Genomic DNA, 26,455 nt, shown 5'->3' on the forward strand with positions numbered 1-26,455 from the left:
AGTAACATGATCCCAAATCGTTTGAACTTCTCCAAATTAAAGAACCTTACTGCATTATTTTAGTTGTTTCGTATTCAGGAGCAACAGCAATCAGAAGAATCTCCACCATAAATCGCAAAAATGCCTCCTCAAAAAATGAATCCGTTTCCATTAGACTGAATATGAAAAATATGGAGAACAAGAGAGGGGTAACAAGCAATGAAGAGAAGCAAGCCACTTGCGATTCTGCTCATCGCTGCCTTAATGATTCTTTCCTTGGCAGCCTGCGGAGGCAGCGGTAATAATGCCTCTAACAATGGAGGCAACACACCGGCACCTTCCACAAATGAAAGCACCGGAGGCGATACTAACGAGCCGACCGATAGTGCAGAACCGGTTGTATTATCCTTCTGGTCGCTCGGTACAACAAACTATGAGGAACTGGCCAAGGAATACACGCAAGAGCATCCGAACGTTACATTCAAGTTCCAAAATACGTCGGACCAAACAGCTCACCATAATAACCTGACAACGGCATTGTCCGCAGGCTCGGGAGCGCCTGATATTTTCATGCTGGAAATTGCATTTATCGAGCGCTTCATTAATAACCAGGACAAATTCTATAACCTGTATGATCTTGGGGCAAAAGATATCGAAAGCAACTACCTTGACTGGAAATGGAAGCAAGCCACATCGCTTGACGGTTCCTTCCAGCTTGGACTTCCAACTGACATTGGTCCTACAGTCGTATATTACCGTACCGACCTGATTGAGCAAGCAGGACTGCCAACGGATCCGGACGGATTCAGCGCAGCGATCGATACCTGGGATAAATTCGCAACGGTGGCTAAGGACTTCAAGGATAAGACCGGCAAGCCTTTCACCGATTTGACGGACCTGCTCTATAACGGTCTTCGTGACCAATCGCCGGATCAAATCTACTTCAGCACAGAGGACGGTTCGTTCATCGGCGATACAAATCCGCAAGTGAAGAAAGCTTATGACTTTACCGTAAAAGGCATTCAAGAAGGCTGGGTGGGCAACTGGACACTGTGGTCTCCGGAATGGCAAAAGGCAATCAACGACGGCGACTTCGGCGTTCTGCTCGGACCGGCTTGGATGGCAGGAACCATTCGCAATGGTACAGACGGCTCCGGTAAATGGCAAATTGCACAGCTCCCTGAAGGTGCAGGGAACTGGGGAGGTTCCTTCCTGACCTTGCCGAAGGAAGGGAAGCATCCGAAAGAGGCTTATGAATTCATCTCCTGGCTCGTAAGCAAAGAAAACCAATTGAAATCCTTCAAGGCAAGCGGTCTGTTCCCGTCGATTCCGGCGGTATACACAGAGCCTGCTTTCTCAGAGGATAAGGATGAATTCTTCGGCGGTCAAGTGATCTCGGATGCTTACGCCAAATCGGCAGAACGCGTAAAACCGGTTTACTACGGACCATTGCATGACCAGACAGATGCCTTCTTCAAGAACGCCCTGAAGAACGTGCTTGAGAAAAAGGCTGATCCTGAAAAGGAATGGGAAAGTGCAGTGAAGCAAGCGAAGACACTGGTAGATCGCAGCTAAGCAATTTATAGGTAATTTCAAATCCGAATCGCATCAGGGAGCCCTCCCTCCATGCGGTTCGGATTTATCAATGACTTCACGGAGGTGCATTCATGCCAGAACTTGCTACCGCGCATCCGGAGCCGAGCACTCCCCGGAAGAAGCCTTTTCTGACGGAGACACGGCGGAGCCGGATTACGGCGTATACGTTTATTTCACCGTTCTTTATTCTTTTTTCAATATTTGGACTCTATCCTATCCTCTTTACCATTTACTTATCCTTTTTTAAATGGGATGCATTAGGTCCGATGAAGTATGTAGGCCTGAAGAATTACAGACTGGTCACGGAAGACCCGACCTTCTGGATTTCCTTCAGCAACACCCTCATCATGGCGATCATGGGGACACTTCCCCAGTTGATTGTGGCCTTGCTGGTGGCCATCATGTTGAACTCGGCGCTTAACCGGTTCAAGAACACCTTCCGGGTGCTGTATTTTATGCCGAATATTACGTCCATTGTTGCGGTAACGCTGGTATTCAGTACGATGTTCGGCAACAACGGGATGATCAATTGGATCTTGAATAATTTCGGCTTGGAAAGCGTGCCGTTCAATTCAGGCTGGTGGGGAGTCAAAATTGCCATCTCCACGATGGTCATGTGGCGTTGGATGGGATATAACGCGATTATATTCCTGTCGGGTCTGCAGAGTATTCCTAATGATATTTACGAGGCTGCCAAAATTGATGGTGCCAACCGCACCCAACAGCTGCTGCACATAACGTTGCCGATGCTTCGGCCGTTCATCTTGTTCGTCACGCTGGTATCCACGATTGGATCCCTGCAATTATTTACAGAGCCTTATGTCTTCCTTGGACAGGGCGGTACAGGCTCGACTCGTCAGGAAGGGATCACGATGGTAACGTATTTGTACAATGAAGCATTCAGTAACGGATTCTTTGGAACGGCTGCCGCAACGGCGGTGCTGCTGTTCATTGCTACAATCCTGTTCTCAGTGCTTAATATGGCCCTATCCAGCCGGATGGGCGGAGATACAGGAGGTGGAGCATGAATCTGACCGCTCGTATGCGTCGTAAACCGGATGAGCCGGGAATCGTGGGCAAGCTCTTCTTTTACCTGTTCCTGATCATCGGAGCTCTGGTATCTGTCTTCCCGTTCTACTGGATGTTTGTAGTGGCGACCAATGACAAGAATGCAGCCTTTCATATTCCTCCGCTGTTAATCCCGGGCGGAGAGTTCTTTAATAACTTTGCTCGGGTGCTGGAACGTACAGACTTCTTCCGGTCCATGTTTAACTCGCTGGTCGTGGCTACTTCCGTCACTGCATCGGTGGTGTTCCTCTGTACATTAGCAGGCTTTGCTTTTGCCAAGTACGAGTTTCCGATGAAGAAGACCTTGTTCGTATTTGTTATTGCGACGATGCTTGTACCGGCTCAGCTTGGTGTATTGCCGCAGTACGTTATTATGGCGAAGCTGCACTGGATCGACTCCTATAAAGCGCTGATCGTCCCGGCTATGGTTAATGCGTTCGGTATTTTCTGGATGAGGCAATATATCTCTTCGGCCGTCCATTCCGAGCTGCTGGAGGCCGGTCGTATTGACGGGGGAGGACATTTCCGGATTTTCTGGAATATTGCGATTCCTGTAGTAACACCGGCAATGGCTACCCTGGGCATTCTTAACTTTATGAATGTATGGAATGATTTCTTCTGGCCGCTGGTCGTGCTCAAGAACCGTGAGAACTATACGATTCAGCTTGCGCTGCAGCAGCTCTTTACCAACAAGGACGGCATCGATTTCGGGATGATCATGTCCGCAACCTTTACGGCGACGCTGCCGCTTCTGATCGTCTTCCTGCTCTTCAGCCGCTGGGTCATTGCGGGTCTGACGTCGGGTGCGATCAAGAGCTAGCCATTCCGGATGGACAGTAGTTCGCACAAGGAGTTAGCCTCCTATATGAAGAATAATAGATGCAGTAGATCAAAGGGGGAGAGCCATTTATGAAGCTCCGTCGAAAAATCCTGCTGGCTATTATTCTTCTTGTGTTTATACCGGTCATTCTTATGGGCTCGGTATCTTACTTCAGTTACTCGAAGACGATGGAGCAGAAGTCCAGCAATTTTTATTGGGTCTCGCTGCTTGAGACGGATCGGAAGCTGAATTATGCGCTGAACGAGATCACTACGGTGTCTAATTCTGCGATTACCCAGAAGCAGATTCAGCGGATACTCAAACAAGCAGGCAGTCCGGTTACCTATGAGCAACGGCAGGAAATAAACAATTTGTTCAATCATTCCATGATTCTTTCCTTCGACATTTACTCCAAGGAGAAGTTAGTCTATTCATCCGCCAATTCGATGTCGTTCGAGCAGATGAAGCGTCAGAACTGGCATCAAGCCATGGAGGCAGCGGAAGGGAGGCCAATCTGGTCCGGTCCCGGAGAGAACGGCAGTGCGGAGGAAGGCAAACCTTTACTGATTCAGGCTCGAATCATTAAAGATTTTTATTCTCTCGAGGATATCGGGACACTGGTTATCTATGTGAAGCCGGATATTTTGGATCAAGTATTCTGGGATGCAGCTACCCTCAAGCAGGGAGACATTTTGCTGGTGAACCGCCAAGGGAATATCGTCTTTGATAAATCGGGTGCGCATATTGGAGAAAACACTGCATTTCCTTTCCTGTCCGTAGCGGACGGCAGCGGTAAGGGGGATTACGTGGACAAATATGCCGGGGAGAGCTCGCTCATTACGTATTTGCCATCCCATAATAAAGAGTGGTATCTCGTTGCGATCACACCGCGTAAGCTAATCAACTCAGAGTCGGTAAAAATACGCAATATTGCCGTTGTTCTGGTCCTGCTTTCGTTAATCTCGGCTTTTCTCTTCGACCGTTACTTCATCCGCAGATTGGTCAGCAGCATTATTAGCGCCGTTAACGGGATGAAGCGGGTGCAGCAAGGGATTTTCATGCCAATTACCAAGCCCGTACCAGCCTTGGATGAGCGGGATTTGCTGATTGATGGCTTTAATCGGATGAGCCGCCAAATCTCGGAGCTGATTGAACAGGTACAGCTCGAGCAGGCACGGAAGAAAGAGGTAGAGCTGCAGGCGCTGGTGGCCCAGATTAATCCCCATTTTATATATAATTCTCTGGAATCCATCAACTCGATGGCCGTTTTGGAGGGAAATAAGAATATTAGCAAAATGGTCGTTTCTCTGGGGAAGCTGCTGCGAATCAGTATCAGCGAGAGCCAGCAATTAGTTCCTCTTTCTACGGAAATGGAGCATGTCAAGCACTATATGGATATTCAGAAGTTCCGTTTTGAGGACAAATTTTCATATCGGATTGAATTGCCTGAGGAGCTTAAGTATTACAAGACGCAGAAGCTGATCGTACAGCCGATTGTGGAGAACGCGCTCTATCATGCGATCGAACCGATGGAGGGACAAGGACAGATTTCAATTATTGCCCATGACGGCGGGGGAGATATTCTGATCGATGTGGCCGACAATGGCCCGGGCTTCGATCAGGACACGTTATTGGGGCTCTGGGACAAGGATTGGGAGCATCTGAAGAAGTATCGGGAGAACGGTGTTGGTCTGAAAAATGTGCATGAACGGCTTCGAATCCGATTTGGAGCGTACTATGGCATCATGATCTGCTCCTCTCCGGGATATGGATCAATTATTCGGATACGTATTCCAAAAATCGGGTCATAGGGGGCAGCGTCGTGAAAAAGTGGGTTTTGAATTGGGGCTGGCTGGCCCTCTATGCAGTTGTATTGGGAATATCGGTCTGGATCATCACCTTGAATGGCCCGGAGCCCATTGAAGAGCCACAGACAGAGAAGATCACATTGACCTTCCGTCACTTCTGGATTAAAGAGCATGACCGGAATATGCTGAACATCTTCGAGGATGTGGTCGACTCCTTCCAGCAGTCGCATCCCAATATCAAGGTGAATTTTGAGGGCATGGATCAGACGGTGCACCGCGAGCAGAAGCTGAAGAGTGAGATGGTGACGGGGACACCGCCGGATATGTTTGTTCTGTTCGCAGGTGCTGAAATTGAACCTTATGTCCGTTCAAACCGCCTGATGGATTTAACGGATCACATGAATACGAACCGTATTGCAGGAAAATTTCGGAACCTGGATGCCTGGACCTATGATGGAAAAGTGTACGGGCTGCCGATAGAAGGAAATGCCGAGCCGCTCTTTTACAATCGGGATATCTTTGAGAGGCTGGGAATTGAGCCGCCAAGGACGATTGCAGAGCTGGATGAAGCGGTGCATACGCTTAAAGAGAACGGAATTATTCCGTTTGCGCTCGGGAATGAGGAGCGGTGGCCCGCAGCCATCTTCGCTCATTATTTAATGGACAGATATGCCGGTTCAGGCCTGATTAACGAGCTGACCCGGGGGAATAGCACGGCGAGCTTCAATAATAGCGCGTATCTTCAAGCCTTGGTTCACTTTAAGGACTGGGTCATGGAGGGAGCGTTCAGCGATCCTGCCAACGACTTGTCGACAGAGGATGCGATCGATCTGTTTACTTCAGGCCAGGCGGCCATGTATTTGAACGGAAGCTGGGATATCAATTTGTTTCATTCCGCCTCGGGAGGGGAGGATTTCTCGGAACGCGTAGGCGTTATGTCTTTTCCAACGGAAAAGCTGGGTCAACAAGCCGCCTTGGCCGGAGGCTATACGATAGGAATTGCGCTTTCAGCCAACCTGGAGGATGCTAAACGGGAAGCCGCGCTGGAATTGCTTTATGCTTTTTATACAGAAGAAGTACAAAGACGCATCGTATATGAGGGACAGCGGATTCCATCGATGGACATAACGTTTGATGCAGAGAAGACCGGGCCTGTGTTTGAACAGGTGCTTGGATTGATTGAGCAAAGCGACCATATTTTCTTGCCTTATGATAATGCTATGTCTCCGGAAGTCAGCCAGGCCTTCCTGAAGGTAATCGGAGAATTAATCACCGGCTCCGTATTACCTGCGGAAGGGCTGGATGAGATCCAGTCAACCTCGGAGCAGTATTGGCAGCTTCGCGGCAGCTCGATATCCGACTAATCAGGAGGGGTGAGGTATGGAGGGCGGAGAAGTAAAGTATCGCGTAATTCTGGTTGATGATGAACCGATCATTCTGCGGAGTCTGAAGGTGGCTATTCCATGGGAAGAGCTGAACCTTGAGATTGTGGGAGAGGCGCGAAATGGTGAAGAGGCGCTGCGGTTGGTTCGGGAGCATGCCCCGCATATGATTATTAGCGACATTCGTATGCCTGGTCTGGATGGAATCAGTCTGATGAAGGAAGTTATGGCCGAGAGTGCCAAGAGGTTATTTATCTTTATCAGTGGTTATAGTGAGTTTGAGTATGCCAGGGAAGCGTTACGGGAAGGCGCATTCGATTATTTGCTGAAGCCGATCGACCATGATGAGCTGATAGTAATGATACAGCGGGCAATCAAGAAGCTGAACAAGCAGGAGGAGAACGAGCATTTACTGCACTCGGCACAGGTGCTGTCAGAGCTTGCGCGCGAGCGAATGTTTGCTGAGCTGATTGAGGAAGGCGAAAGCGGAAGCCACCTTCGCCATATGCAGTGGCTTGAAAGCGGGAAGCTGCAGGAGGGTTATTTTGTGGCGGTTGTTCAGCTTGACCATTATTTAAAGCTGGCGGATATGTGGCCGCCGCATGAGCGAAGATTATGGCTGTTTGCCATTCGCAATATTCTGAATGAATGGTCGCTCTCTCAAGGCGCGCTTACCGTGTTTCCATTTCACAGCGGAGAGTGGATTATCTTGTTCCCCGGGGGACTGCTTACGAACAGGGAGCAGTTGGGACAAGATTTAATCTCACAGATCAAGCTGCATACCAAGCTTCCTTGCTCCATTGGCTTCAGTCCGCTTGCGGCAGGGATAACGCAGCTGGGAGAAGCTTATCAGCAAGCCGGCAAGGCGCTTTATCAAAGATTCTATCGGGATAGCGAGGGCGTCTTTGTAGAGGAACTGGGGAGAGCGGGAGGACAGTCGGCCGATACGGCCAAGTATCCGAAGCATTTGGAGGAGCAGATGCTTGAATGCATCCGGACGCTGGATGATCAAAGGCTAATGAGACTGCTCGAAGAGACCAGGGACTTCATTGAAGGCCATGCGGTTGCAAGAGAGTCCGCTCAGCGCATGCTGGTGGAGTTGACGGTAGTCCTCTACAGGGAATTTGAGCATATGAAGCTGCCTTTGGAATGGTCATTGGAAGGCCTGCTCCAGGAATTGCATGCCTCTGAGACGCTGCCTGACATCATCGATTTGCTCAGCCGTATCTTCGGTGAGGGCATCTCCGCTAGCAAATTATCAGAGCCGAAGGAGCAAATTCATCGGCTGATCGAAAAGACTCGCGAATATATTGCCAGTCATTATCACAAGGACTTATCCATTGAAGAGGCTGCAGAATTTGCAGGGCTGAGCATCAGCCATTTCTGCCTGTTATTCAAACAAGAGACTGGATACACCTTCCTGGAGTATCTGACAGAATGCCGAATCGGTAAGGCAAAATATATACTGAAGAATAGTCAGGTCAAAGTGTACCAGATCGCCCCGCTGGTGGGTTACCAGGATCCAAGATATTTCACTCAGGTATTCAAGAAGATGACAGGGATGACCCCGAGCGAATATCGGGAGAGCTCCAGCAGGGATGAATAACTTGGTACAGATACAAACAAAAAGCCAGTGCCCGGGTTAAAACCTAAGGGCACTGGCTTTGTCTGATTTCACGTTCAATTATGGATTAAGAACGTCCTCTTCGCATCGAGCCCATGATCAGACTCACGATAAAGACGAGAACAACGGCACCGATTAATGCCGGGACGAAATAGAAATCTCCGATCACCGGTCCCCAGTTGCCCAGAATCAGACTACCGAGCCAGGCTCCAATGAAGCCTGCAATTATGTTCCCGATTACGCCGCCGGGAATATCTCTACCCATAATAAGACCGGCCAGCCATCCGATGATACCGCCAATAATTAATGACCACAAGAAACCCATCATTTATCACCTCTTAAGTAATTAATTTTCTTGTCGTTTACTATTAACCAAAGGTGATGTTTTTAAACATGAGAGTAAGCTGATCGCACATTATTGTTGCGGGGTATCCAATCAGGGTTAGGCGGTCTTCCTTACCATCTCCTTCTTTTGAAAAAGGCCACGAAACCAGCTGCCGATAGTAAGAAGAGAAGAGATGCTCCTGTTGCAATCGCTCCCTCTGCAGAAGCTGCTCCTTGGCGGGCGCCGTTCTCTTGTCCGAAGCCAAAGTCGAAGTTAAAATCGCCGCGTCCGCCCCCGCCCGGTTGTCCGTTCCGGTCCGGAATTTGTCCCTCGGTCTGTCCGCCTGGAGCCTGCCCCTGAGGCATTTGTCCACCAAACGCAGGGAACAGTCCTTCCGCTTCTCCTTGAGACGCTGTTGTATTATTCTGCCCGCGATTGCGGTTCATATCCCCGCCAAAGCCGCCCATACCACCGCCGCTGCCGCTGCCGTCACCGGTGGAAGGAATGGTGCCGTCAAGCTGCCGGGAGATGTTCTCTACCTGTGAAGCATTCGTAGCAATCAGGCTTGGCACGGCCGCTTGGAATTCCTCATAGCTGTAGAACGCATTAGGGTCCGCTTGCACGTAAGGCGAAATCATGGCTGCCAGCTCGTTCACTCTGGCTGTAAATGTGTCATTGGACAAGTATCCGTCGACCGCCTCCTGAAGAATGGAGTGGTAGAGCTCCTTGTACTCCTGAACCTCCAGAAGCTTGGCCACAAGCGGCCGGTCAGCCACCGCACCTTGTGTCGGCTCATCAATCAACAGACTGCTGCCGGATGCTCTTTCGAAGTCCGGGGCAGCAGTCTCCTGCGGTTCACGCTGTCCGGCGGGCTCGGTGCTATCGACACTCCCCCCGCCTGGCGGTTCAGGTGTACTTCCATCAGCAGGGAGGGCCGCTGTACCTGATTCCGAGGGCGAAGCCTGAGAATCGCTGGAGCTGTCTGGAGCTGATTGAGCCGACCCTGCGGCTTGGCCCCCAGCTTCATTGACGCCCCGATTGCCGAAGCCGCCCATACCTCCTGGCATACCTCCGCCCATGCCGCCGAAAGCCATATTGTAATCCCAGGGTAAAATGGAGAAGATTCCGTCATCTTCATACAGGTAATAGTTTTGTTTATTTTGCCCGATGTAGCTGTCCATGTTGTTGGTTGCCACATTGAGCGCAATATATTTGAGCGATTCTTCGACATCAAGAACCTTCTCGTAATCACGGCCATTATTCAGCTCATTGATCATATCAATAAGAATGTCATCATTCGTCGTTTTAGACTTGAGCGCCAATCCGGTATAAGCAGAAGGGTCGTCGCCAAGCCAGGTTAGATCGCTGCCGCTGCCGGTCATCTCGCCTTTATAAAGCGCGCCATATGAATTGCCGAAGTGACGGTTCAAATACGCATCCCCGATCTGTTCGATGGCTAGATAGAAGCCCCACAATTCATCATTGATGTACACATTGACATAGGAATATTTAGGTGTGGGAAGCCCCAGCTGTTCGGCCAGTTCATACGTTAAAAATTCCCGCATGGAGGAAGCGTCGCTGTAGTTGTTATTCAGGTTGATTTTGCTGATTCCATCCAAGGTCTGGTCTACATACTCGTCGAACGACAGCTTGAAGCTGTATCGGTCAGAATCGGGCATTTGCACGACGCTTCGCAGGGACAGGTTCCCTTTGGTACGAATCCCGATATGCTCGAAATGCTGGCCGTTGTAATCTACGGATGCCTCCTTGTATTCCTCGGCGCTGGCATTATCGAGCATATCCTGGAAGTCCCCGCTGTCGATCGTGATTTTTACGTCCACGACCTTGTCTTTAGGGAAGACCTCCTCATCCAGCTTCTGCTCTGCCTTGGATACCGTTCCCAGGTTCCCTGAATCCTGAGTCATGGTCGCAGTGGCCTCTCCGCAAGCGGTCATACCAAGAATCAGAAGCAGCGAGCAGCAGGACAGAAGCAGCTTGGAATATCTGCTCTTCATGGTAGGTACCTCCATCTGAAATTAGGATACATAATCGCCGTTATAGCTGATCAGAACCGCATTTTTTACGCCGCCAAGCTCACAGATTTGATTAACGAAGCGCCCTTCGCCGTCACGCAGGCGAACCTCTAGTGTCATTTCAATATTGTGCGGGGTTACATTTTTCTGCTTCACATTGTACCGCTTCACAAGCTGCTTCATCTGATTGTGAACATGCTGCTCACTCTCATCGTTGTCGCAATTAACGACGAGCAGGTAGGGAACGTCTGCCGAAGTATTCTTGATGAACAGGAACAGAACAAGACCGACGACGGCTGATCCGATAGCGGCAAGCGAGTAGAATCCGGCGCCGGTTACAATCCCAGCCGCCGCAGCCCAGAACAGAAAGACCAGGTCGGTAGGGTCCTTAATCGGTGTTCTGAAGCGAACGATGGACAGGGCGCCGACCATCCCGAGTGACAGCACGAGGTTAGAGTTGACGGCAATAATCACTACTGCGGTAACCATAACCATCCCGATCAGAGATACGTTGAAGCTTTTGGAATAGAGCACCCCGCTGAACACACGCTTGTACAGGATAAAGATGAATAATCCGATTAAGAAGGCAACGCACAGTGTGATAATAATATTGGAAATGCTGATATTCGATGAGAAATTTTCCAGGATCGAATTTTTGATAATATCGCTAAAGCTCGTCGAAGATGAATTCGCCGTTTGCATAAATTATTGATCCTCCCAATTATTATTTTTAAGATATTTGCAGCAGATGACGTATTTGGATGCGGCTTGCTGGTGAAGCCCCTCCATTTGCACGGCTGCCTTGATATATTCAGGCAAATACTCGTCGTATTTGACCTCCATAATGATATGCCGGTCATCAAGGGCCGGTACGGGATTGAATGACTGATCGAAAAGATCCGTCGCATGCAGCCCGGTTCGAAGCTCCTTGTCGAAGGTAATCCGGACATTGCCGTTCTCGCAGACGTAGGGCTCCCGCACATAATCAACGATGACCCTTGGACGAAGGAGATGCTGCTTCATTTCCAGGTACAGCTCCATGGCAAAGGGGTTGTCCGGTTGATGCAGAACCTCATAGTTTCCGTTTAAAATAGCATCATACATGTCCCGATCCAGGGGCTCCTTCAGCTTGGCGATGTAATCTCCGCATTTGATCTTTTTCTCAAAAAGAATCAGCCGGTCGCTGCGGTTATATACGCGGATCCGGTATTTATGACGATCGCGGAAGCCGCCGAGCTTCTCGGAAAGTGCAGAATTCTCATAATCGTCGAAGTAGAGACTGCGAATATGGTACTCGCCATTCGTGGACGCATTTTTATCCGGCCGAACCAGATTTTTAAGACGCTGGCGAATAATGAAGTAGTGATGCCGGTTGATCATAAACTTTAGCTCATGGCGAAACTTCAGGTTGTTGTATGCCTTGTTCACTAATACACCTCATTTCATTGGCAAAGTAACTGAACACTTCCTAACGCTAACAGGCTTTGCTGATTTTAGACTTAACGGAAACTGAATATAGCCTGAATGTTTTTACATTCGCTTGACATATGGAAGTTACTAGTAAAAAATGCTGTGTATGAGCCCGTTAGACAGGAGGAAATAGAATGAATGATGGAATCGGCCTGAAGCTGGGCTGGGCGGCCCTATGTATATTACTTGCAGTTGCACTTGTTCTGTTTTTGTTGCAATACAAGCCGAGCAATACCGGAGCGGGACGTGGGAAGAAGACGGACGAAGACACGGCTAGTCTGAATGTAAAATCGGTGGTAACCACATTTCGAGGGGATCCTCGTACCTCAAGAGCCTTCACCTGGTATTCCGAGACGAAGCTCGCAGGTATTCTTCAGATGGCCAAAGGGAATGCGCCGGATGCTTTCGATAGTGAAAAGACCGTGATTTACGAGGCTCAGACTACGATCGTGAATACCAAGAAATACGGCAAGCAATATTCACACAAGGTGGAGGTGACCGGTCTGGAGCCAGGATCGGAATACATATACCGGATTGGAGAAGGAAAAGAGGGCGAATGGAGCAATGCGGCAGTAATCAGGACAGAAGGAGTGGAGGAGGAGACGTTCACTTTTCTGAATGTAACGGATTCGCAAGGCGTGAGTAAGAAGGATTTTGCCGTATGGGGACGCACGCTTGACAGCGCTTTTGCACAATTTCCCGATGCGTCCTGGATTTTGCATAATGGAGATTTGACCGAGGATCCGACAGATGAGAAGGCGTGGGATTACTTCTTTGGCATCCCGTCGGACTGGCTAAGCCGGCTTCCGTTGATGCCTGTGACCGGCAATCATGATGAGATTGATGGTGAATCAGACCGATTTACAGCTCATTTCTACGTTCCTGATAACGGGGAGCAGGCTTCAAATCCCGGCACAAACTATTCATTTGACTACGGCCACGCCCATATTGTCGTCTTGAATACCGAATCCAACCTTAAGCAGCAGACAGCATGGCTTAAGCAAGACCTGGAGAACACGGATCAGACCTGGCTGATCGCAGCGATTCACCGTCCGGCGTACGGGGGGAACATGTACAAAAAGCTAGATGACTGGATAGCCGTATTTGATGAATATGGGGTCGATCTTGTCCTTCAAGGGCATAATCACGAGTATTCCCGGTCATTCCCTCTTCGGGGCGGGGAAATCGTGCAGCCGGAAGAAGGCACGGTCTACGTGACGACCAATGCCTCCGGACGAAAATTCAACGAGAAGAAAGAGGATCAATTCTATCATGCGGTTCATTTTCAGAACGGGAAGCCGATGTATGCGGGCATTACGGTCAGTGCAGATACCTTGACCTATCAGGCGTTTGATATTGAAGGCAAGCTGCTGGATGGATTTGTACTGGACAACCGGAAGAAATAAGATCTCGCAAGAATGGATTCTTATCGCTTTGGCGGAGCGCTTCGATGCCGGCCCTTCAGCAGCAATAGCAGACAGAATGGCAGAAGTACGACCAGAATGGCGAGTCCCCACAGCATATCGCTCCAGCCGACGATACCTTCTGACATCAGCCGATAATACGCGTAAAGCGAGTAAGGAAGCACCGGAACGATGGCGGTAGCCACGCCAGGGGTGTACATCTTAAGTAAGAGTGCTTGCCCGATGTGCGTGAATACATGAAGAAAGTACAGGTGCAGTACAGCCAGGAACAGGAAATAGCTTTGAAAGAATGCAGCAAGCAAGGTTGCGGTTACGATGATTGAGTAGACTACGAGCACATCCTGGGCGAAGCGATGTGTATTCATTTGAAGGGAAGAGGCATACATCTTCTTAGCAAATCCGGGCAATGTTTTGAGGATTCCCGGTCCTCGCGCATTGCCCCATTTCTCTACCGTGAGGATTTCTTCAAAGTCATGGAACATGAATGTGATAGGGAACAGCCATAACAGACTGGATACATCGATATGGGCATCAATAAACTGAAGCACAAGCTGCATCACATGCTCACTCCTTTTATTCGCCTTCGCCGGTCTTTACGGCGGTTAACTCTTAAGCACAGTACGTGTCATTCGGCTGGCGGGCTTTGCGGTTGGTGACGGATAAGCCGCTTCCCGAGGGGTAACTCCGCAGAGCTCGGCGCACTCGCGAAAGGCAAAATGCCGGCAGCCAAGACAATGGTCTTTGTTCAAATTCGAGAGCGCCGCATTGATCGCTTCTCCGGTATGCTCAAACAGATGCTCCTCACCGATAAGCTGAAGTCCGCCTGTCTTGGTGAGCAGCCTTCTTGGCTGCGCCCGGAGCGAGGTGACATGAACCGTTACCCCCAGGTGCTGAAGGCGCTTGATCAGATCGATCAGGTGAGCTTCGCCGGTTGTATCCATGAAGGGGACGTTACGCATTCGCAAAATAACCGACTTCAGCTGATGTCCGCTCTCGATCCAGTCGGAGAAGGCGGCGAAGCTCTGAGAGGCGCCAAAGAAGAGGGGACCTTCTACTGTGAAAATAGAGCATTGCGGACAGTCGTGTTCCGCGGATACGATGTCTGCGGATACCTTCGCCTTGCCGGACGAGAGGTCGGGCAGCACCTTGCGGACCGTCAGCATCTCGCTCATCCGCTTGATGAAGAGGAGAACGGCAACAATCAATCCAACCTCTACGGCTGTAGTTAAAGTTGTAAACACCGTGAGCAGGAAAGTCAGCACCAGCACGATACTGTCGCTTGTCCGTGCCTTGACGAGCGCGGCAAATGCTTTGCGCTCGCTCATGTTCCAGGCGACCATCATCAGAATCGGAGCCATGCTGGCAAGCGGAATTGCTGAGGCATACGGGGCAAACAAGATGACGATAAGAAGTACAAAGAAGCCATGAATGATGCCTGACATCGGGGAGACCGCGCCATTTTTAATGTTCGTAGCCGTGCGGGCAATCGCTCCTGTCGCGGGAATCCCCCCGAAAAATGGAGTAACTATATTGGCAATTCCCTGACCGATCAATTCACGATTGCTGTTATGACGCGTACCGCCCATACCGTCCGCCACAACGGCGGAGAGCAGGGATTCGATACTGCCGAGAAGCGCAATGACGAGCGCAGGCTGTATCATTGCCGTGATTCGATCCCAGGATAGATCCAGGCCATGAATGGTCGGCAGGCTGGCGGGAATAGCACCGTAGGCAGACCCGATCGTGGCAACTTTGTCTGGGAACAACCAGACGGCCACCAGTGTAGATAGAATAATACCTACCAGGGAGCCCGGCACCTTGGGCAGTACTCTTGGCGTTACAATCAGGGCAGCAAGACAGATAGACGCCACCAGAATGCTGTACATATTCAGTGAAGGCAAGCGAAGCACGATTTCTTTCATGCTATCGTAGAAGTATTCGTGCCGCTCCATATTTTGAAGCCCAAGAAAGCTGGCTATTTGTCCGCTGAAGATCGTTACAGCAATTCCTGCGGTAAATCCGATCGTAACGGGCCGAGGAATAAACTTGATTAATGCCCCGAGCTTAAACACACCCATTAGCACCAGAATAATACCTCCGAGGAATCCGGCAATCAGCAGATTTTCATAGCCATACTGCATAACGATCGCAAGGAGAATCGGGATGAATGCCCCGGTTGGACCCCCAATCTGGAATCGGGAGCCTCCCAGCAGCGAGATCAGAATTCCCGCGATGATTGTCGTGTACAGCCCGTATTCGGGCTTCACTCCCGAAGCAATGGCAAAGGCCATGCCGAGCGGGATTGCTACAATACCTACGATACATCCTGCAACAATATCCTTACGAAATGCTTCCTTCGAGTAACCGCTAAATCTCCCCGACCACTTCATCCAATAACCCTTCTTTTCTAATTATTAGCTCTTCCGAATACCTTTTAGCAGTGAGATAGACTCTACGAGATGATTATCAAAAATCTGACGCGCCACGGCGAGCAAGTCCTTAATTAACGGATCACGCAGTGAATATACGACGGTCGTCCCTTCTTTCACGGTATTGACCAGATTCTTTGCACGCAGTACCGATAGTTGTTGTGATACGGCGGAGCCCTCAGAGCCGAGAATCGTCTGGAGCTCGTTCACGCTCTTCTCCCCGTCACATAGCACCTCCAGAATCCGGATTCGCATCGGGTGGGCAAGGGCTTTGAAAAATTCGGCTTTAAACTGCTGCAAGTTCGCATGGTCTTCCATATCAGGCCTCCTAGCATTCAAGAATTCAAATATTCAAAGATTTGAATATTCAATACGGATAAGATGATAACATACAAAGAAATGATCTGTACAGGACAAAAAAAGCACATTTCCTTCGGCAGCTCCAAGCCTCTATGATGTAAAAAAACAGCCTGCCGCCCTTGTTAGCAAGGGAGGGGGCTGCCTGTGGCTGGCGATAGAGTCTAATTTGGCATAATCCGCTTCGAAGCATGTACCTGGAGCCGAAATAATGCTAGCGCCCAGTCAGTGACGGACATTCGTTATCGGCCGGGGCATATCTTTTGGCACATTAATCCTCAAGCAGAGTAGCGCAGGGCAGACTAGCTGGCGACTCGTGCCTTATTTCTGGTGATATAGTAGATTGTTAATTCGATCAGCAAGATTATGAGGACGGACAAGCCGAACAAAGGCATAAGTACTCCCAGAATCAATACGGTGAGCAATGCGCCAATAGACCAAGGCTTATTGATTCTCTGCGGAAGATTGAGGTCTCCTGGCTTTATCCTTTTCATCCACGAAGTGAAACCCATTACAATAGTCGCCAAGAAGGTAAGACAGACTAGCAGATTCAAGATTTTATTAGCTACTCCGAATAAATGCCCTTCATGCAGAGGAATTCCCCAAGTGAACCATTTCCCGATGATTCCATAATCCGCAAAATCAATTTTGGCAATCAGTTTACCGGAGTATTGGTCAAAATAAGCAGTTGTCTCTTCATAGGGACTCACATCCAGACCGGTAACGCCGGTGTTGCTGCCTTTGGACACGGTAAATACACCAAACTCGTTGGACGGATAGATAATAGAAAATGGGCGGGAGATCTGCTCGGCTTGAGCTTGTTTGATTATTGCCGCCAAGCTTTGCTGATAATCCAGATTAATAGAGATCTCGCCCGTTAGGTGATGGTCCTCATGACCATCACCTTGGCTTGAGACGGGTTGGTCCAGGCTTCGGGTGGCCCACGGAATTTCATTTACATCGGATTGAGGCGGATTATATCGCAACTCCGTTCTTCCCAAGGCCGGATATTCTTGTCCCAGCTTGCTGATATGGCTGCCCATGAAGACGGACCAGGGAATTCCGGTTAATATAATCACAATAAGCGGTAGGGCAATAATCAACCCCAGCACGGCATGAATCTTCTGAAAGCGAAACGGTTTGCTGGCTTTGGCAGATTTAGCAGTGAGCAGTTTCTTCTTGAAGGTCATATAAATGCCCGACACAATAAGAAAGACTGTCCAGCAGGCCGTCAGCTCCACCATATAGCGTACCCAAGTCTCTTCCGTCAGCAGCGAACTATGGAAGTTTCGCATTAAATTGGAATAGGTCTGCTCGGCATTTTGACTAGCCACAATTTGATTATGATGGTCGAGGAAAATATACTGTGTCTCTCCTGTGGAATTCTGGATGGTTACCCGATTGTTGTAGGGGTCCTCCATGATACTGATTTTGGCAATCGTATAGTCCGGGTATTGATGACTGATTTGCTGAATCGCCTCATCCATACTTTGCTTGGTCGTGATGCCGCTGTCACCGAAAAATTCATGCTCGTATATATTCTTCTCGACATCCGTATAGAACAAGAAGCCAATACCGGATAGACTCAATGTAATGAGCAGTGGAGTAATCAGCCAAGCCGCGTAGAAATGAAGTCGGCGAAACGGATTAAAGGTGTTTTTATGACCCATGGGGTTCTCCTTATTATCATATTTCCACGCTTCTGTGGATCCAATGCAACCATGTTAATCTATTTAGATAGGGAGCACATGACTCCAATGGGCTAGTTTAATTGTAATATTTTTAAATTTTAACGAAAATCTCCGGAAATGACCTGACCACCGCCATCCGGCTTGCCGGGCGGCATTTTTGCCTTCATACATAACATGATGATTAGCATACGCTGCTTCAAATCGTAATTTTTTTGAATAACACTACCAATTTCAAAAGATCATGTTATAATCGTAAATATTACTAATAAGAAAGAGGGTGAAGGACAATTACACGCTATCTGCTTCAGCGACTCCTGCAGCTGGTTCCGGTGCTGTTGGGGATTTCTTGCATCGCTTTTGGTCTCATGCATCTAACTCCAGGTGACCCGGCGGAAATTATGCTGCGGGCGGATGGCATCAAGCCTACATATGAAGCGATTGAGGCGACCAGGCAAGAGCTAGGCCTGGACGGTCCTGTATATATGCAATACGTGCATTGGCTGTCCCGTTTATTTCGGCTTGATCTTGGTATTTCCTATAGCAGTGGACGGCCTGTTTTCACGGAACTGATGAGCCGCTTTCCCGCTACGGCGGTGTTGACTACCGGTTCACTGCTGGTGGCGTTGGGAGTTGCCTTGCCGCTGGGCATTGGCTCTGCCCTCTATCCGGGAAGCTGGCTGGATCGCTTGGGTCGGGGGTGTGCGCTGCTTAGTGTATCTATGCCTGGTTACTGGCTTAGCATGATACTCATTTACTATGGAGGCGTCAAACTCAAGCTGCTGCCTGTGACAGGAATGGAGGGACCATCCAGTCTCGTCTTGCCCTCCATTGCCTTGGGATTTGGCTTGGCAGGCATTTATATCCGATTGATTCGTACCAGCTTGCTGGATATCCTTGGAAAGTTATATATCAAAGCGGCCCGGGCCAAGGGACTGGCCGGTTGGGCGGTGATTGCTAAGCACGCCCTCCGTAACGCATGGCTGCCCAGCATGACCTTGCTGGGTATTCACATGTCCGCTTTGCTTGGTGGCTCGGTCGTCGTGGAGACTATTTTTTCCTGGCCGGGACTCGGTAAATATGCGGTTGATGCTATTTTTGCAAAAGATTACATTGTCATCCAAGGTTACGTATTACTGATGGCGCTTGTCGTTGTCCTGGTCAATTTGGCGGTAGATATGCTGCATATGCTACTGGATCCCAGAATCAGGCTGCGTTGAACGCTTGTAGAAGGAGCAGTATGCTTTGATGTTTCAGACACGACTACTACGAACGGGAGCGGCTCAGGTCGGGGCAGCTATCGTTCTGTTATTTTTGCTCACGGGTCTGTTGGCGCCCTGGATTGCTCCTGCTGACCCGTTGCAGATTCATATGGAGCATAAATTAAGCCTGCCTTCCCTGGAATATCCGCTGGGAACGGATCATTTGGGCCGATGCGTGTTATCCCGCTTAATTTATGGCGTACGGACCTCGCTTTACTATTCACTGATTGCTCTTGCTGCCGTGTTCTCCATCAGTGTGCCGATCGGTCTGTTGGCCGGTTATGTAGGAGGCAAGGTAGATCATTTTATCATGCGCATCATCGATATTTTGCTGGCTTTCCCCAGCTTGATTCTTTCTCTCGCGATTACCGCAATGCTGGGACCCAGCATGCAGAATCTGTTGATCGCTTTCGTGGCGGTATGGTGGACAGGATATGCCCGTGTTATTCGCGGAATGGTGCTGCAGATCAAGGAAAGTGATTATATTATGGCAGCTCGGGCTGCCGGAACCTCTCATCTGCAAATCGTATTTCGGCATATCCTGCTGAATACCGCCCGGCCCATCCTTGTCCTAGCTTCGATGGAGGTCGGAACTATGATCCTATCCATCGCTGGCTTATCCTTTCTGGGCCTTGGAGCCCAGCCGCCTACGCCGGAGTGGGGCATTATGCTGAATGACAGCCGGCCATACATTCAGACTGCACCGCGCCTGCTGCTTTTCCCCGGGTTGACGATCATGTTCGCAGTATTGGGCTTCAATCTGCTGGGCGAGGGGCTTAAGGCGTCCAATCGGGGAATGGCCAAGGGGCGGAAGGAGGAGGTATCCCCATGATGGATGCAAGATCTACAGCTCTGAGAATTGAGCATTTACGGGTTAGCTTCCACACTGGGCAAGGGCCGCAGATCGCGGTGGAGGATGTGAGCCTGGGGGTGAAGCCTGGGCAGATCGTGGCTCTGGTCGGTGAGAGCGGGAGCGGCAAAAGTGTCACGGCGATGGCGGCGATGGGCTTAATCGATCCCCCGGGACAGGTGGAGGACGGCAACATTTGGCTAGGCGACTGTAACCTTCGCACCTGCTCGGAACGTCAGCTTCAGCAAGTACGCGGCCAGGAAATAGCCGTTATCTTCCAAGACCCGGTCAATGCGCTGAACCCAGTCATTAGCATAGGCAAGCAGCTGATAGAGAGCGTGAGGCAGCACCGAAGAATTTCGGCCCAGGCAGCCAAGAGGCTGGTCTTAGACCAGATGCAGCGGGTAGGGCTCCCGCATCCGGATAGCTTGTTCCATAAATATCCTTTTCAAATCAGTGGAGGAATGTGCCAACGAGTTATGATTGCGAGCGCTTTGCTTGCAGGGGCCGGTCTGCTGATCGCTGATGAACCAACTACTGCTCTGGATGTGACTATTCAGGCGCAAATCCTTAAGGAATTAGATGGTGTCCGACGCGAGGAGGGAATAGGCATTTTGCTCATTACCCATGATCTTGGTGTCGTCGCCGAGCTGGCTGACTATGTGTATGTCATGCGTGCCGGGAGGATTGTAGAGGAAGGTGACGTGTACGACATATTCGCCGACCCCAAGCATCCGTATACGAGATATTTGCTGGAGTGCCGCTAGCCGTGTGACTAAGCCTTTTTTATGAACTACACATATTTGACTAACAGAGAGCTAGGGAGAACACAGAGCTATGGAGCTGTTGAGAGCCAACAATTTAAGCAAAACTTATCATACTGAAAGGGGCTGGCTGGCCGCAAAGCTTCCCCCTGTGCAGGCGGTGAGCCAAGTCAATCTATCTCTCGCTCCCGGAGAGAACCTGGGGCTGGTGGGGGAGAGCGGCTGTGGCAAGAGCACCTTGGCCCGGCTGCTGATGGGACTGGAGAAGCCATCCTCCGGCCAGGTATTTTACCGGAACATGGAGTTTACGTATTGGAAGCAGCGACAGATGCAATCTATCCGGGGCAAGGTGCAGATGATCTTCCAGAATAGTCTGGCTGCATTTAATCCCCTGTTCACGATTGAGCAAATCGTTGATGAGCCGCTGCGCAACTATGGTTGGAACAACCATAAGGCTCGCCAATCCAGAGTGGTAGAGACCCTGGAACGGGTTGGACTGGGTTCGGGTTATCTCAAACGGCTTCCCCATGAGCTCAGTGGGGGCCAATTACAGAGAGTAGGCATCGCCAGGGCGATTGCCTTACAGCCGGAGTTAGTCATTTGCGATGAACCCTTTTCCAGCCTGGACATGACCCTGCGCAAGCAGATGATCGACTTACTGCAGGAACTGAAGCGAGAACTAAGTCTGGCCTACGTTTTTATCACTCATGATCTATCTATTGTACATCGCTTATGCGACAGTGTAGCCGTGATGTACCAAGGTGAAATCATAGAGAAGCTATCGGGAGCAGACCTGCTGCTGGATGCCAAGCATTCCTATACACGCACGTTGGTGGCATCTGTGCCCATCCAGGACCCGAGGCAGAGAGAGACATTCAATTACATGTAAAGCAGCGACAGAAGGAGAGTTATTATCCATGAATAAACCTTTTATTAGACAGCGTCGTTTGATTTCCAGCCTGACCCTGACCTTACTGGTCGTAGTGCTGGTGGTGGCAGGCTGCAGCAATAATGGACAATCCTCCAATAGTACAAATGCAGCAAATACCGGTAATGAGCAGCAACAATCCACTTCTGCGGGCGATGCAGCGAAAGAGCAGGCGCTTAAAGTAGCCATCTCAGCCGATGCGGGACTTGATCAATTGGATGCTGGTACTTATAAAGGCTCTATGACCGTGCATGCCATGATCTATGACGGGTTGGTAGAGTATGGGGAGAAGGGAGAGATCAAGCCTGCGCTGGCGGAGTCCTGGGAGATATCCGAGGATGGCAAGGTATACACCTTCCATCTGCGTCAAGGCGTCAAATTCTCGGATGGCACTCCATTTAATGCCGAAGCCGTCAAATTTTCCTTCGAACGCTGGATCAAGGACCCGGCCAACACCTTAAATGTAGCTACTTCCCTGGAAGCTCTGGAGGTGGTGGATGAGCACACGGTAACGATGAACTTTAGCAAATCCTACTATCCCTTCTTGACGGAACTGTCCTTTGCCCGTCCGGTCCGGATTATTAGCCCATCGGCTGTGGAGCCAGCTGGCGATGTGAACGGCCAATTCGTCAGTCCGATCGGGACCGGGGCCTGGATGGCCGAGAGCTATAAGGCGGAACAGGAAGCCGTGCTCGTAGCCAATCCTTATTACTGGGGCGAGAAGCCGAAGCTTACCAAAATTGTGTTAAAGGTTATCCCTGATCCGCAGTCCCGTGTCATGGCCTTACAAAGCGGTGATATTGACATTGCCGGAGGCCAATTAGGCAAAATTCCGGTAGAGAGCATCCCGGTCATTGAAGGCGATGCCTCACTGAGTCTGGAGCGGACCCCGGGTACGAACTCCCATTTTATGATTTTTAACTATGACACGCCTGCCTTGCAGGAGCTGAATGTCCGCAAGGCAATCAATCTGGCAATCAATAAAGCAAGTATTGTCAACGATCTGATGAATGGTATCGGCAGCGAAGCTACCGGCTTGTTCCCTATGACGGTGCCGTATGTCACCGAATCCAATCAGACCTGGTATGGATTTGAGCCGGAGGAAGCCAAGCGGCTGCTGGCAGAAGCGGGTTATGGCGAGGCTGACGGTGAGGGCGTGGTCTCGAAGTCCGGGGAGCCGCTGGAGCTGAACCTGGTGTTGCAGCAGGCGGAATTTCCGGAATGGAAGCCTTTTGCCGAACTGATTCAATCGGAGCTGCAGGAGATCGGTATCCGGGTTAACCTGCAGGTGCTGGAGCCTAACGCTTATTATGATGCTCTATGGAAAACAAGGGAGTATGATCTGATACTGTACCGTACGTATGACGATGCCTATAATCCGCATTCCTTCCTGCTATCCTTATTTCATGCAACAGGCGAAACACCGGCTGTCGTATGGTCCGATGCCAAGCTGGAGGCGCTGATTGACCAAGCGGTAGGCACCACTAATTTGGAAGAGCGTCAAACTGCTTATGACTCTATATTTGCTCAGATGTACGAGCAGGCCATGTTTGCAGCCATTTATTTTCCTGATGATGTCCTGGTTAGAAGTCAGCGGGTTGCAGGTTATAAGGCCGGATACACTACGTTTACACCGATCTTCTGGAATCAACTGAATGTGGGTGAGCAATGATGCTGAAGGAAATTTCTAAATATTGGACTTCCAGTTCGAGCAGTTATGATAAAGTGATCCAAACTCAATTTCGCAGTAAAAAAACAGTTGCGCTGTGGAAATCCCTGCTTGTGGAAGGTATGGGCGAGTGTTCCGGGCAGAAGGTGCTGGATGTCGGTACCGGCCCAGGATTCTTTTCGATTCTGCTGTCCCAGATGGGACATAAGCCGACGGCGGTGGATGCCTCTTCTGGTATGATCGAACGAGCAACGGGAAATTTCCGCCACTTCGGTTATGAAGTACCCGCTTATGTGGGCGATGCTGCCCATTTGCAAGCGGAGGCGGATAACAGCTTTGATGCGGTCGTTTGCCGGGATGTCGTATGGACATTGCCTGAGCCACAGAGGGCTTATGCCGAATGGTTTCGGATTTTGAAGCCGGGGGGCGTCCTGATCGTGTTTGACGGGAATTACATGTATCAGGAGAGCCGGAGCTTGATGCATCGCTTGTGGTATGCCCTCTCCTGGGTCTTGATTCTAGTGACGGAGAGACGAGTGCGGCAGCGGAATCAGGAGGATCGCAGCCTGTTGAACGGCCTCCCCTTTGTTCGTGTCCTGCGTCCTGAGGCGGACGAAGGGGCCTTGAAGGCTGCGGGCTTTGCGGATCTTCATATTCGGCGGAACTACATTCCCGCGACTGCCCTGCCGCTTCATTATTTGAAGTATGGACACCAGAACATAAACCGCTTTATGATTATCGCGAAGAAGGAAGCATTTGATACGAAGTAAGCGGCAACTCCTCTCTACTTGTTAAAGGGTTGGCTCCAAGAGCTGGGTTGTGTTAACGTATACTGTGAGAGGAGGCAGATAAACATGTTTATCATGACAAGAACAATGACCATAGAGGCAGGTAACAGCGACAAGGTTCTGGAGCGCTTCAGCTCAGATATGGCAGTAGATACCATGGAAGGCTTGATTGATCGGATCGTTATGGTCAATACCAAGAGCAAGGAGCATGAGGAAGTCGTTATGATCATCCGCTGGGAGTCGAAGGAAGCCTGGAAGAATTGGGAGAAGAGCGATGTTCATATCCAGGGACACCGGGAAAAGCGGGGACAGCAGCCTCCGGCTTATATTATCAGCACAGATGTCAAAACCTACGATGTTCATGCTGTGAAGAAGGGGAAAGCTTCTATTTAAGCGTAGTGAATGCGCCGCTTTAAAGCATACGGAATGCGCCAATACCGCCGAGGTGTTGGCGTTTTGTCTTTATAAGGAAAGAGCCGGCCTGTTGACAGACTTTTTTCATAAAAGGTAGACTTTTAGCAAGGGAAGAGGAGGCGTGTGCTATGAAACTAATCTCGTGGAATGTAAATGGGCTGAGAGCCTGTGTCAATAAAGGATTCAATGACTTCTTTGCCGGCGAGGCTGCGGATATTGTCTGTCTTCAGGAGACGAAGCTGCAAGAGGGACAAATCTGCATGGAGATTGGCGAGGAATATGAGCAGTACTGGAACTATGCGGAGAAAAAGGGCTACTCCGGAACCGCGGTGTTCACGCGGCTTAAGCCGCTCAGCGTCCGGTACGGGATGGAGGAGGACAGCGAACCGGAGGGGAGAGTGCTCACTCTGGAATTTGAACACTTTTTCCTGGTGAATGTCTATACGCCCAATGCCAAGCGCGACTTATCAAGGCTGGCGTACCGCATGGAGTGGGAGGACCGCTTTCGCGCCTACTTGCAGGGGCTGGATTCAGTGAAGCCTGTGATCGTCTGCGGAGACTTGAATGTGGCGCATCGGGAGATTGATTTGAAGAATCCGAAGCCGAACATCGGTAATGCCGGATTTACTGATGAGGAGCGGGGGAAAATGACAGAGCTGCTGGAGGCGGGCTTTATCGATACCTTCCGCTATTTTTATCCCGATCGAGAAGGTGTGTACAGCTGGTGGTCCTACATGCCAAAGGTTCGTGAACGGAATGTGGGTTGGCGGATTGATTATTTTCTGGCATCAGAGCGTCTGGCTCCACAGCTTGAGGATGCACAGATTTCTTGTGAGGTCATGGGCAGCGACCACTGTCCGGTGGTGCTTTATCTGAAGGAAGGAAGCGTCGCTTGATCCGGCCGGTTCTGATACTGGATCGGACCCAGGATACCTTGGAAGGCGACGTGCTTGAGCATTTCGCATTGGACGAGCTGTTATGCAGGCATACTGGAGAGGGAGGGCCGGCGGTTTGCCATTTGTGGAGACATGCCGGCTCCTTTGTTATGGGCTCGCGTGACAGCCGGCTTCCGCAGACCGGTACCGCAGTAAGGGCTCTGCATGCCAGCGGGATCGATGCCGTCGTAAGGCATTCCGGCGGGGCGGCGGTTCCATTGGATGCCGGTGTAATCAATGTTTCTCTGATTCTTCCTATTCCGGGGGGGAGCCATCGGCAGAATTTTCGGCAGGATTTTCAAAGGATGGTCAGCTTGATTCAAAGGGCTGTGGTGCAGGCCTGCAGAGCGGCTGGCGCAGAGGAGGCGGAGGTCGCAGCGGGTGAGATTGAGGGGGCATTCTGTCCGGGAGACTATGATTTAAGTGTCGGAGGACGCAAGTTTTGCGGAATAGCCCAGCGCAGGCAGCGTAAGGCTTTTATTATCCAGGCCTTCGTCATTGTGGAAGGCTCCGGAAGTGCAAGGGCGAGACTGGTTCGCTCCTTCTATGACACGGCAGCTGCGGGTGCTGATCCGGGGCAATATCCTCTTGTCATCCCGGAATATACAGCAAGCCTTGAGGAATTGACCGGCATAGGAAGCGGAAAAGCGGCCATTGCTCGATTTATCGAAGGCGTGAAGCAGGTCATTAGTGCTGAGAATGCGGGAGCGGTTGCGGTTTCAGACGCTGTGGAGCTGATCTTAGCCAATAGGTCTTTGATTCAAGAAACTGCCGCCAAGCTAAGGCAGCGATATGAGCTACCATAGTCTGACGGCAGAAGGCTCTTAACGATTCATTTCCGG

At 50.3% G+C, this 26,455-nt stretch carries 24 protein-coding genes; 16 read left to right on the plus strand and 8 right to left on the minus strand.

Annotated features, from left to right (window positions below):
* Positions 1-198 precede the first annotated feature (198 nt).
* The 6 genes from KI362_RS23260 (at position 199) to KI362_RS23285 (ending at position 8,259) form a co-directional block, all read left to right on the plus strand.
* Positions 199-1,554: an ABC transporter substrate-binding protein gene (locus KI362_RS23260; RefSeq protein WP_301630709.1), complete on the plus strand. Its 1,356-nt coding sequence runs from the start codon at positions 199-201 to the stop codon at positions 1,552-1,554.
* A gap of 92 nt (positions 1,555-1,646) precedes the next feature.
* Positions 1,647-2,603, plus strand: coding sequence for a carbohydrate ABC transporter permease (locus KI362_RS23265; RefSeq protein WP_301630710.1), 957 nt, complete (start codon positions 1,647-1,649; stop codon positions 2,601-2,603).
* A complete protein-coding gene (locus KI362_RS23270; RefSeq protein WP_044477126.1) occupies positions 2,600-3,463 on the plus strand; it encodes a carbohydrate ABC transporter permease in 864 nt (287 codons plus the stop codon). Before KI362_RS23265 ends, KI362_RS23270 begins: the two co-directional genes overlap by 4 nt.
* Before the next feature lie 89 nt (positions 3,464-3,552).
* Positions 3,553-5,274: a cache domain-containing sensor histidine kinase gene (locus KI362_RS23275; protein ID WP_044477127.1), complete on the plus strand. Its 1,722-nt coding sequence runs from the start codon at positions 3,553-3,555 to the stop codon at positions 5,272-5,274.
* A gap of 11 nt (positions 5,275-5,285) precedes the next feature.
* Positions 5,286-6,635, plus strand: coding sequence for an ABC transporter substrate-binding protein (locus KI362_RS23280; RefSeq protein WP_301630711.1), 1,350 nt, complete (start codon positions 5,286-5,288; stop codon positions 6,633-6,635).
* Positions 6,636-6,651: 16 nt separating this feature from the next.
* Complete coding sequence (locus tag KI362_RS23285) at positions 6,652-8,259, plus strand: response regulator (protein ID WP_301630712.1); 1,608 nt, start codon at positions 6,652-6,654, stop codon at positions 8,257-8,259.
* Between the two features lie 85 nt (positions 8,260-8,344).
* Here the strand turns inward: KI362_RS23285 and KI362_RS23290 are convergent, their stop codons facing one another.
* The 4 genes from KI362_RS23290 to KI362_RS23305 form a co-directional block, all read right to left on the minus strand.
* Positions 8,345-8,602, minus strand: coding sequence for a GlsB/YeaQ/YmgE family stress response membrane protein (locus KI362_RS23290; protein ID WP_044477130.1), 258 nt, complete (start codon positions 8,600-8,602; stop codon positions 8,345-8,347).
* 131 nt (positions 8,603-8,733) lie between these two features.
* On the minus strand, positions 8,734-10,527 hold the full coding sequence (locus KI362_RS23295) for a CotH kinase family protein (RefSeq protein ID WP_374705709.1): 1,794 nt from the start codon (positions 10,525-10,527) through the stop codon (positions 8,734-8,736).
* Between the two features lie 111 nt (positions 10,528-10,638).
* Positions 10,639-11,337, minus strand: a complete 699-nt coding sequence (locus KI362_RS23300; RefSeq protein ID WP_301630714.1) for a DUF4956 domain-containing protein — start codon at positions 11,335-11,337, stop codon at positions 10,639-10,641.
* 3 nt (positions 11,338-11,340) lie between these two features.
* Positions 11,341-12,063 (minus strand): polyphosphate polymerase domain-containing protein, encoded by a 723-nt coding sequence (locus KI362_RS23305; RefSeq protein WP_301630715.1) that lies wholly within the window; start codon positions 12,061-12,063, stop codon positions 11,341-11,343.
* 176 nt (positions 12,064-12,239) lie between these two features.
* Between KI362_RS23305 and KI362_RS23310 the strand changes: the two genes are divergently transcribed.
* On the plus strand, positions 12,240-13,511 hold the full coding sequence (locus KI362_RS23310) for a purple acid phosphatase family protein (RefSeq protein ID WP_301630716.1): 1,272 nt from the start codon (positions 12,240-12,242) through the stop codon (positions 13,509-13,511).
* 20 nt (positions 13,512-13,531) lie between these two features.
* Here KI362_RS23310 and KI362_RS23315 read toward each other — a convergent pair whose 3' ends face one another.
* The 4 genes from KI362_RS23315 to KI362_RS23330 all read right to left on the minus strand — a co-directional run bounded on the left by KI362_RS23315 (position 13,532) and on the right by KI362_RS23330 (position 17,985).
* A complete protein-coding gene (locus KI362_RS23315) occupies positions 13,532-14,086 on the minus strand; it encodes an HXXEE domain-containing protein (protein ID WP_301630717.1) in 555 nt (184 codons plus the stop codon).
* A 45-nt stretch (positions 14,087-14,131) separates the two neighbouring features.
* Complete coding sequence (locus KI362_RS23320) at positions 14,132-15,919, minus strand: SulP family inorganic anion transporter (protein WP_301630718.1); 1,788 nt, start codon at positions 15,917-15,919, stop codon at positions 14,132-14,134.
* A gap of 24 nt (positions 15,920-15,943) precedes the next feature.
* Positions 15,944-16,276, minus strand: a complete 333-nt coding sequence (locus KI362_RS23325; RefSeq protein ID WP_301630719.1) for an ArsR/SmtB family transcription factor — start codon at positions 16,274-16,276, stop codon at positions 15,944-15,946.
* 341 nt (positions 16,277-16,617) lie between these two features.
* On the minus strand, positions 16,618-17,985 hold the full coding sequence (locus KI362_RS23330) for a PepSY-associated TM helix domain-containing protein (protein ID WP_301630720.1): 1,368 nt from the start codon (positions 17,983-17,985) through the stop codon (positions 16,618-16,620).
* 320 nt (positions 17,986-18,305) lie between these two features.
* Between KI362_RS23330 and nikB the strand changes: the two genes are divergently transcribed.
* From nikB to KI362_RS23375, 9 genes are all read left to right on the plus strand, one after another.
* Positions 18,306-19,223 (plus strand): nickel ABC transporter permease, encoded by a 918-nt coding sequence (gene nikB / locus KI362_RS23335; RefSeq protein ID WP_301630740.1) that lies wholly within the window; start codon positions 18,306-18,308, stop codon positions 19,221-19,223.
* Between the two features lie 28 nt (positions 19,224-19,251).
* Positions 19,252-20,097 (plus strand): nickel transporter permease, encoded by an 846-nt coding sequence (nikC, locus tag KI362_RS23340; protein ID WP_301630741.1) that lies wholly within the window; start codon positions 19,252-19,254, stop codon positions 20,095-20,097.
* Positions 20,094-20,882 carry an ABC transporter ATP-binding protein gene (locus tag KI362_RS23345; protein ID WP_301630721.1) on the plus strand — a complete coding sequence of 263 codons (789 nt, stop codon included), beginning with the start codon at positions 20,094-20,096 and terminating at the stop codon, positions 20,880-20,882. The genes nikC and KI362_RS23345 overlap by 4 nt, the downstream gene beginning before the upstream one ends.
* Before the next feature lie 70 nt (positions 20,883-20,952).
* Positions 20,953-21,768, plus strand: a complete 816-nt coding sequence (locus tag KI362_RS23350; RefSeq protein WP_301630722.1) for an ATP-binding cassette domain-containing protein — start codon at positions 20,953-20,955, stop codon at positions 21,766-21,768.
* Positions 21,769-21,796: 28 nt separating this feature from the next.
* Entirely contained in the window at positions 21,797-23,479 is a 1,683-nt protein-coding gene (locus KI362_RS23355) for a nickel ABC transporter substrate-binding protein (RefSeq protein WP_301630723.1), read from the plus strand.
* On the plus strand, positions 23,479-24,246 hold the full coding sequence (locus KI362_RS23360; protein WP_301630724.1) for a class I SAM-dependent methyltransferase: 768 nt from the start codon (positions 23,479-23,481) through the stop codon (positions 24,244-24,246). Before KI362_RS23355 ends, KI362_RS23360 begins: the two co-directional genes overlap by 1 nt.
* 84 nt (positions 24,247-24,330) lie before the next feature.
* A complete protein-coding gene (locus tag KI362_RS23365) occupies positions 24,331-24,657 on the plus strand; it encodes an antibiotic biosynthesis monooxygenase (RefSeq protein ID WP_212938981.1) in 327 nt (108 codons plus the stop codon).
* 149 nt (positions 24,658-24,806) lie between these two features.
* Positions 24,807-25,574, plus strand: a complete 768-nt coding sequence (locus tag KI362_RS23370) for an exodeoxyribonuclease III (RefSeq protein ID WP_301630725.1) — start codon at positions 24,807-24,809, stop codon at positions 25,572-25,574.
* On the plus strand, positions 25,571-26,419 hold the full coding sequence (locus KI362_RS23375) for a lipoate--protein ligase family protein (protein ID WP_301630726.1): 849 nt from the start codon (positions 25,571-25,573) through the stop codon (positions 26,417-26,419). Before KI362_RS23370 ends, KI362_RS23375 begins: the two co-directional genes overlap by 4 nt.
* Positions 26,420-26,455: the final 36 nt, after the last annotated feature.

The sequence above is a fragment of the Paenibacillus apis genome, assembly GCF_018333295.1.
GTDB lineage: Bacteria > Bacillota > Bacilli > Paenibacillales > Paenibacillaceae > Fontibacillus > Fontibacillus antibioticophila.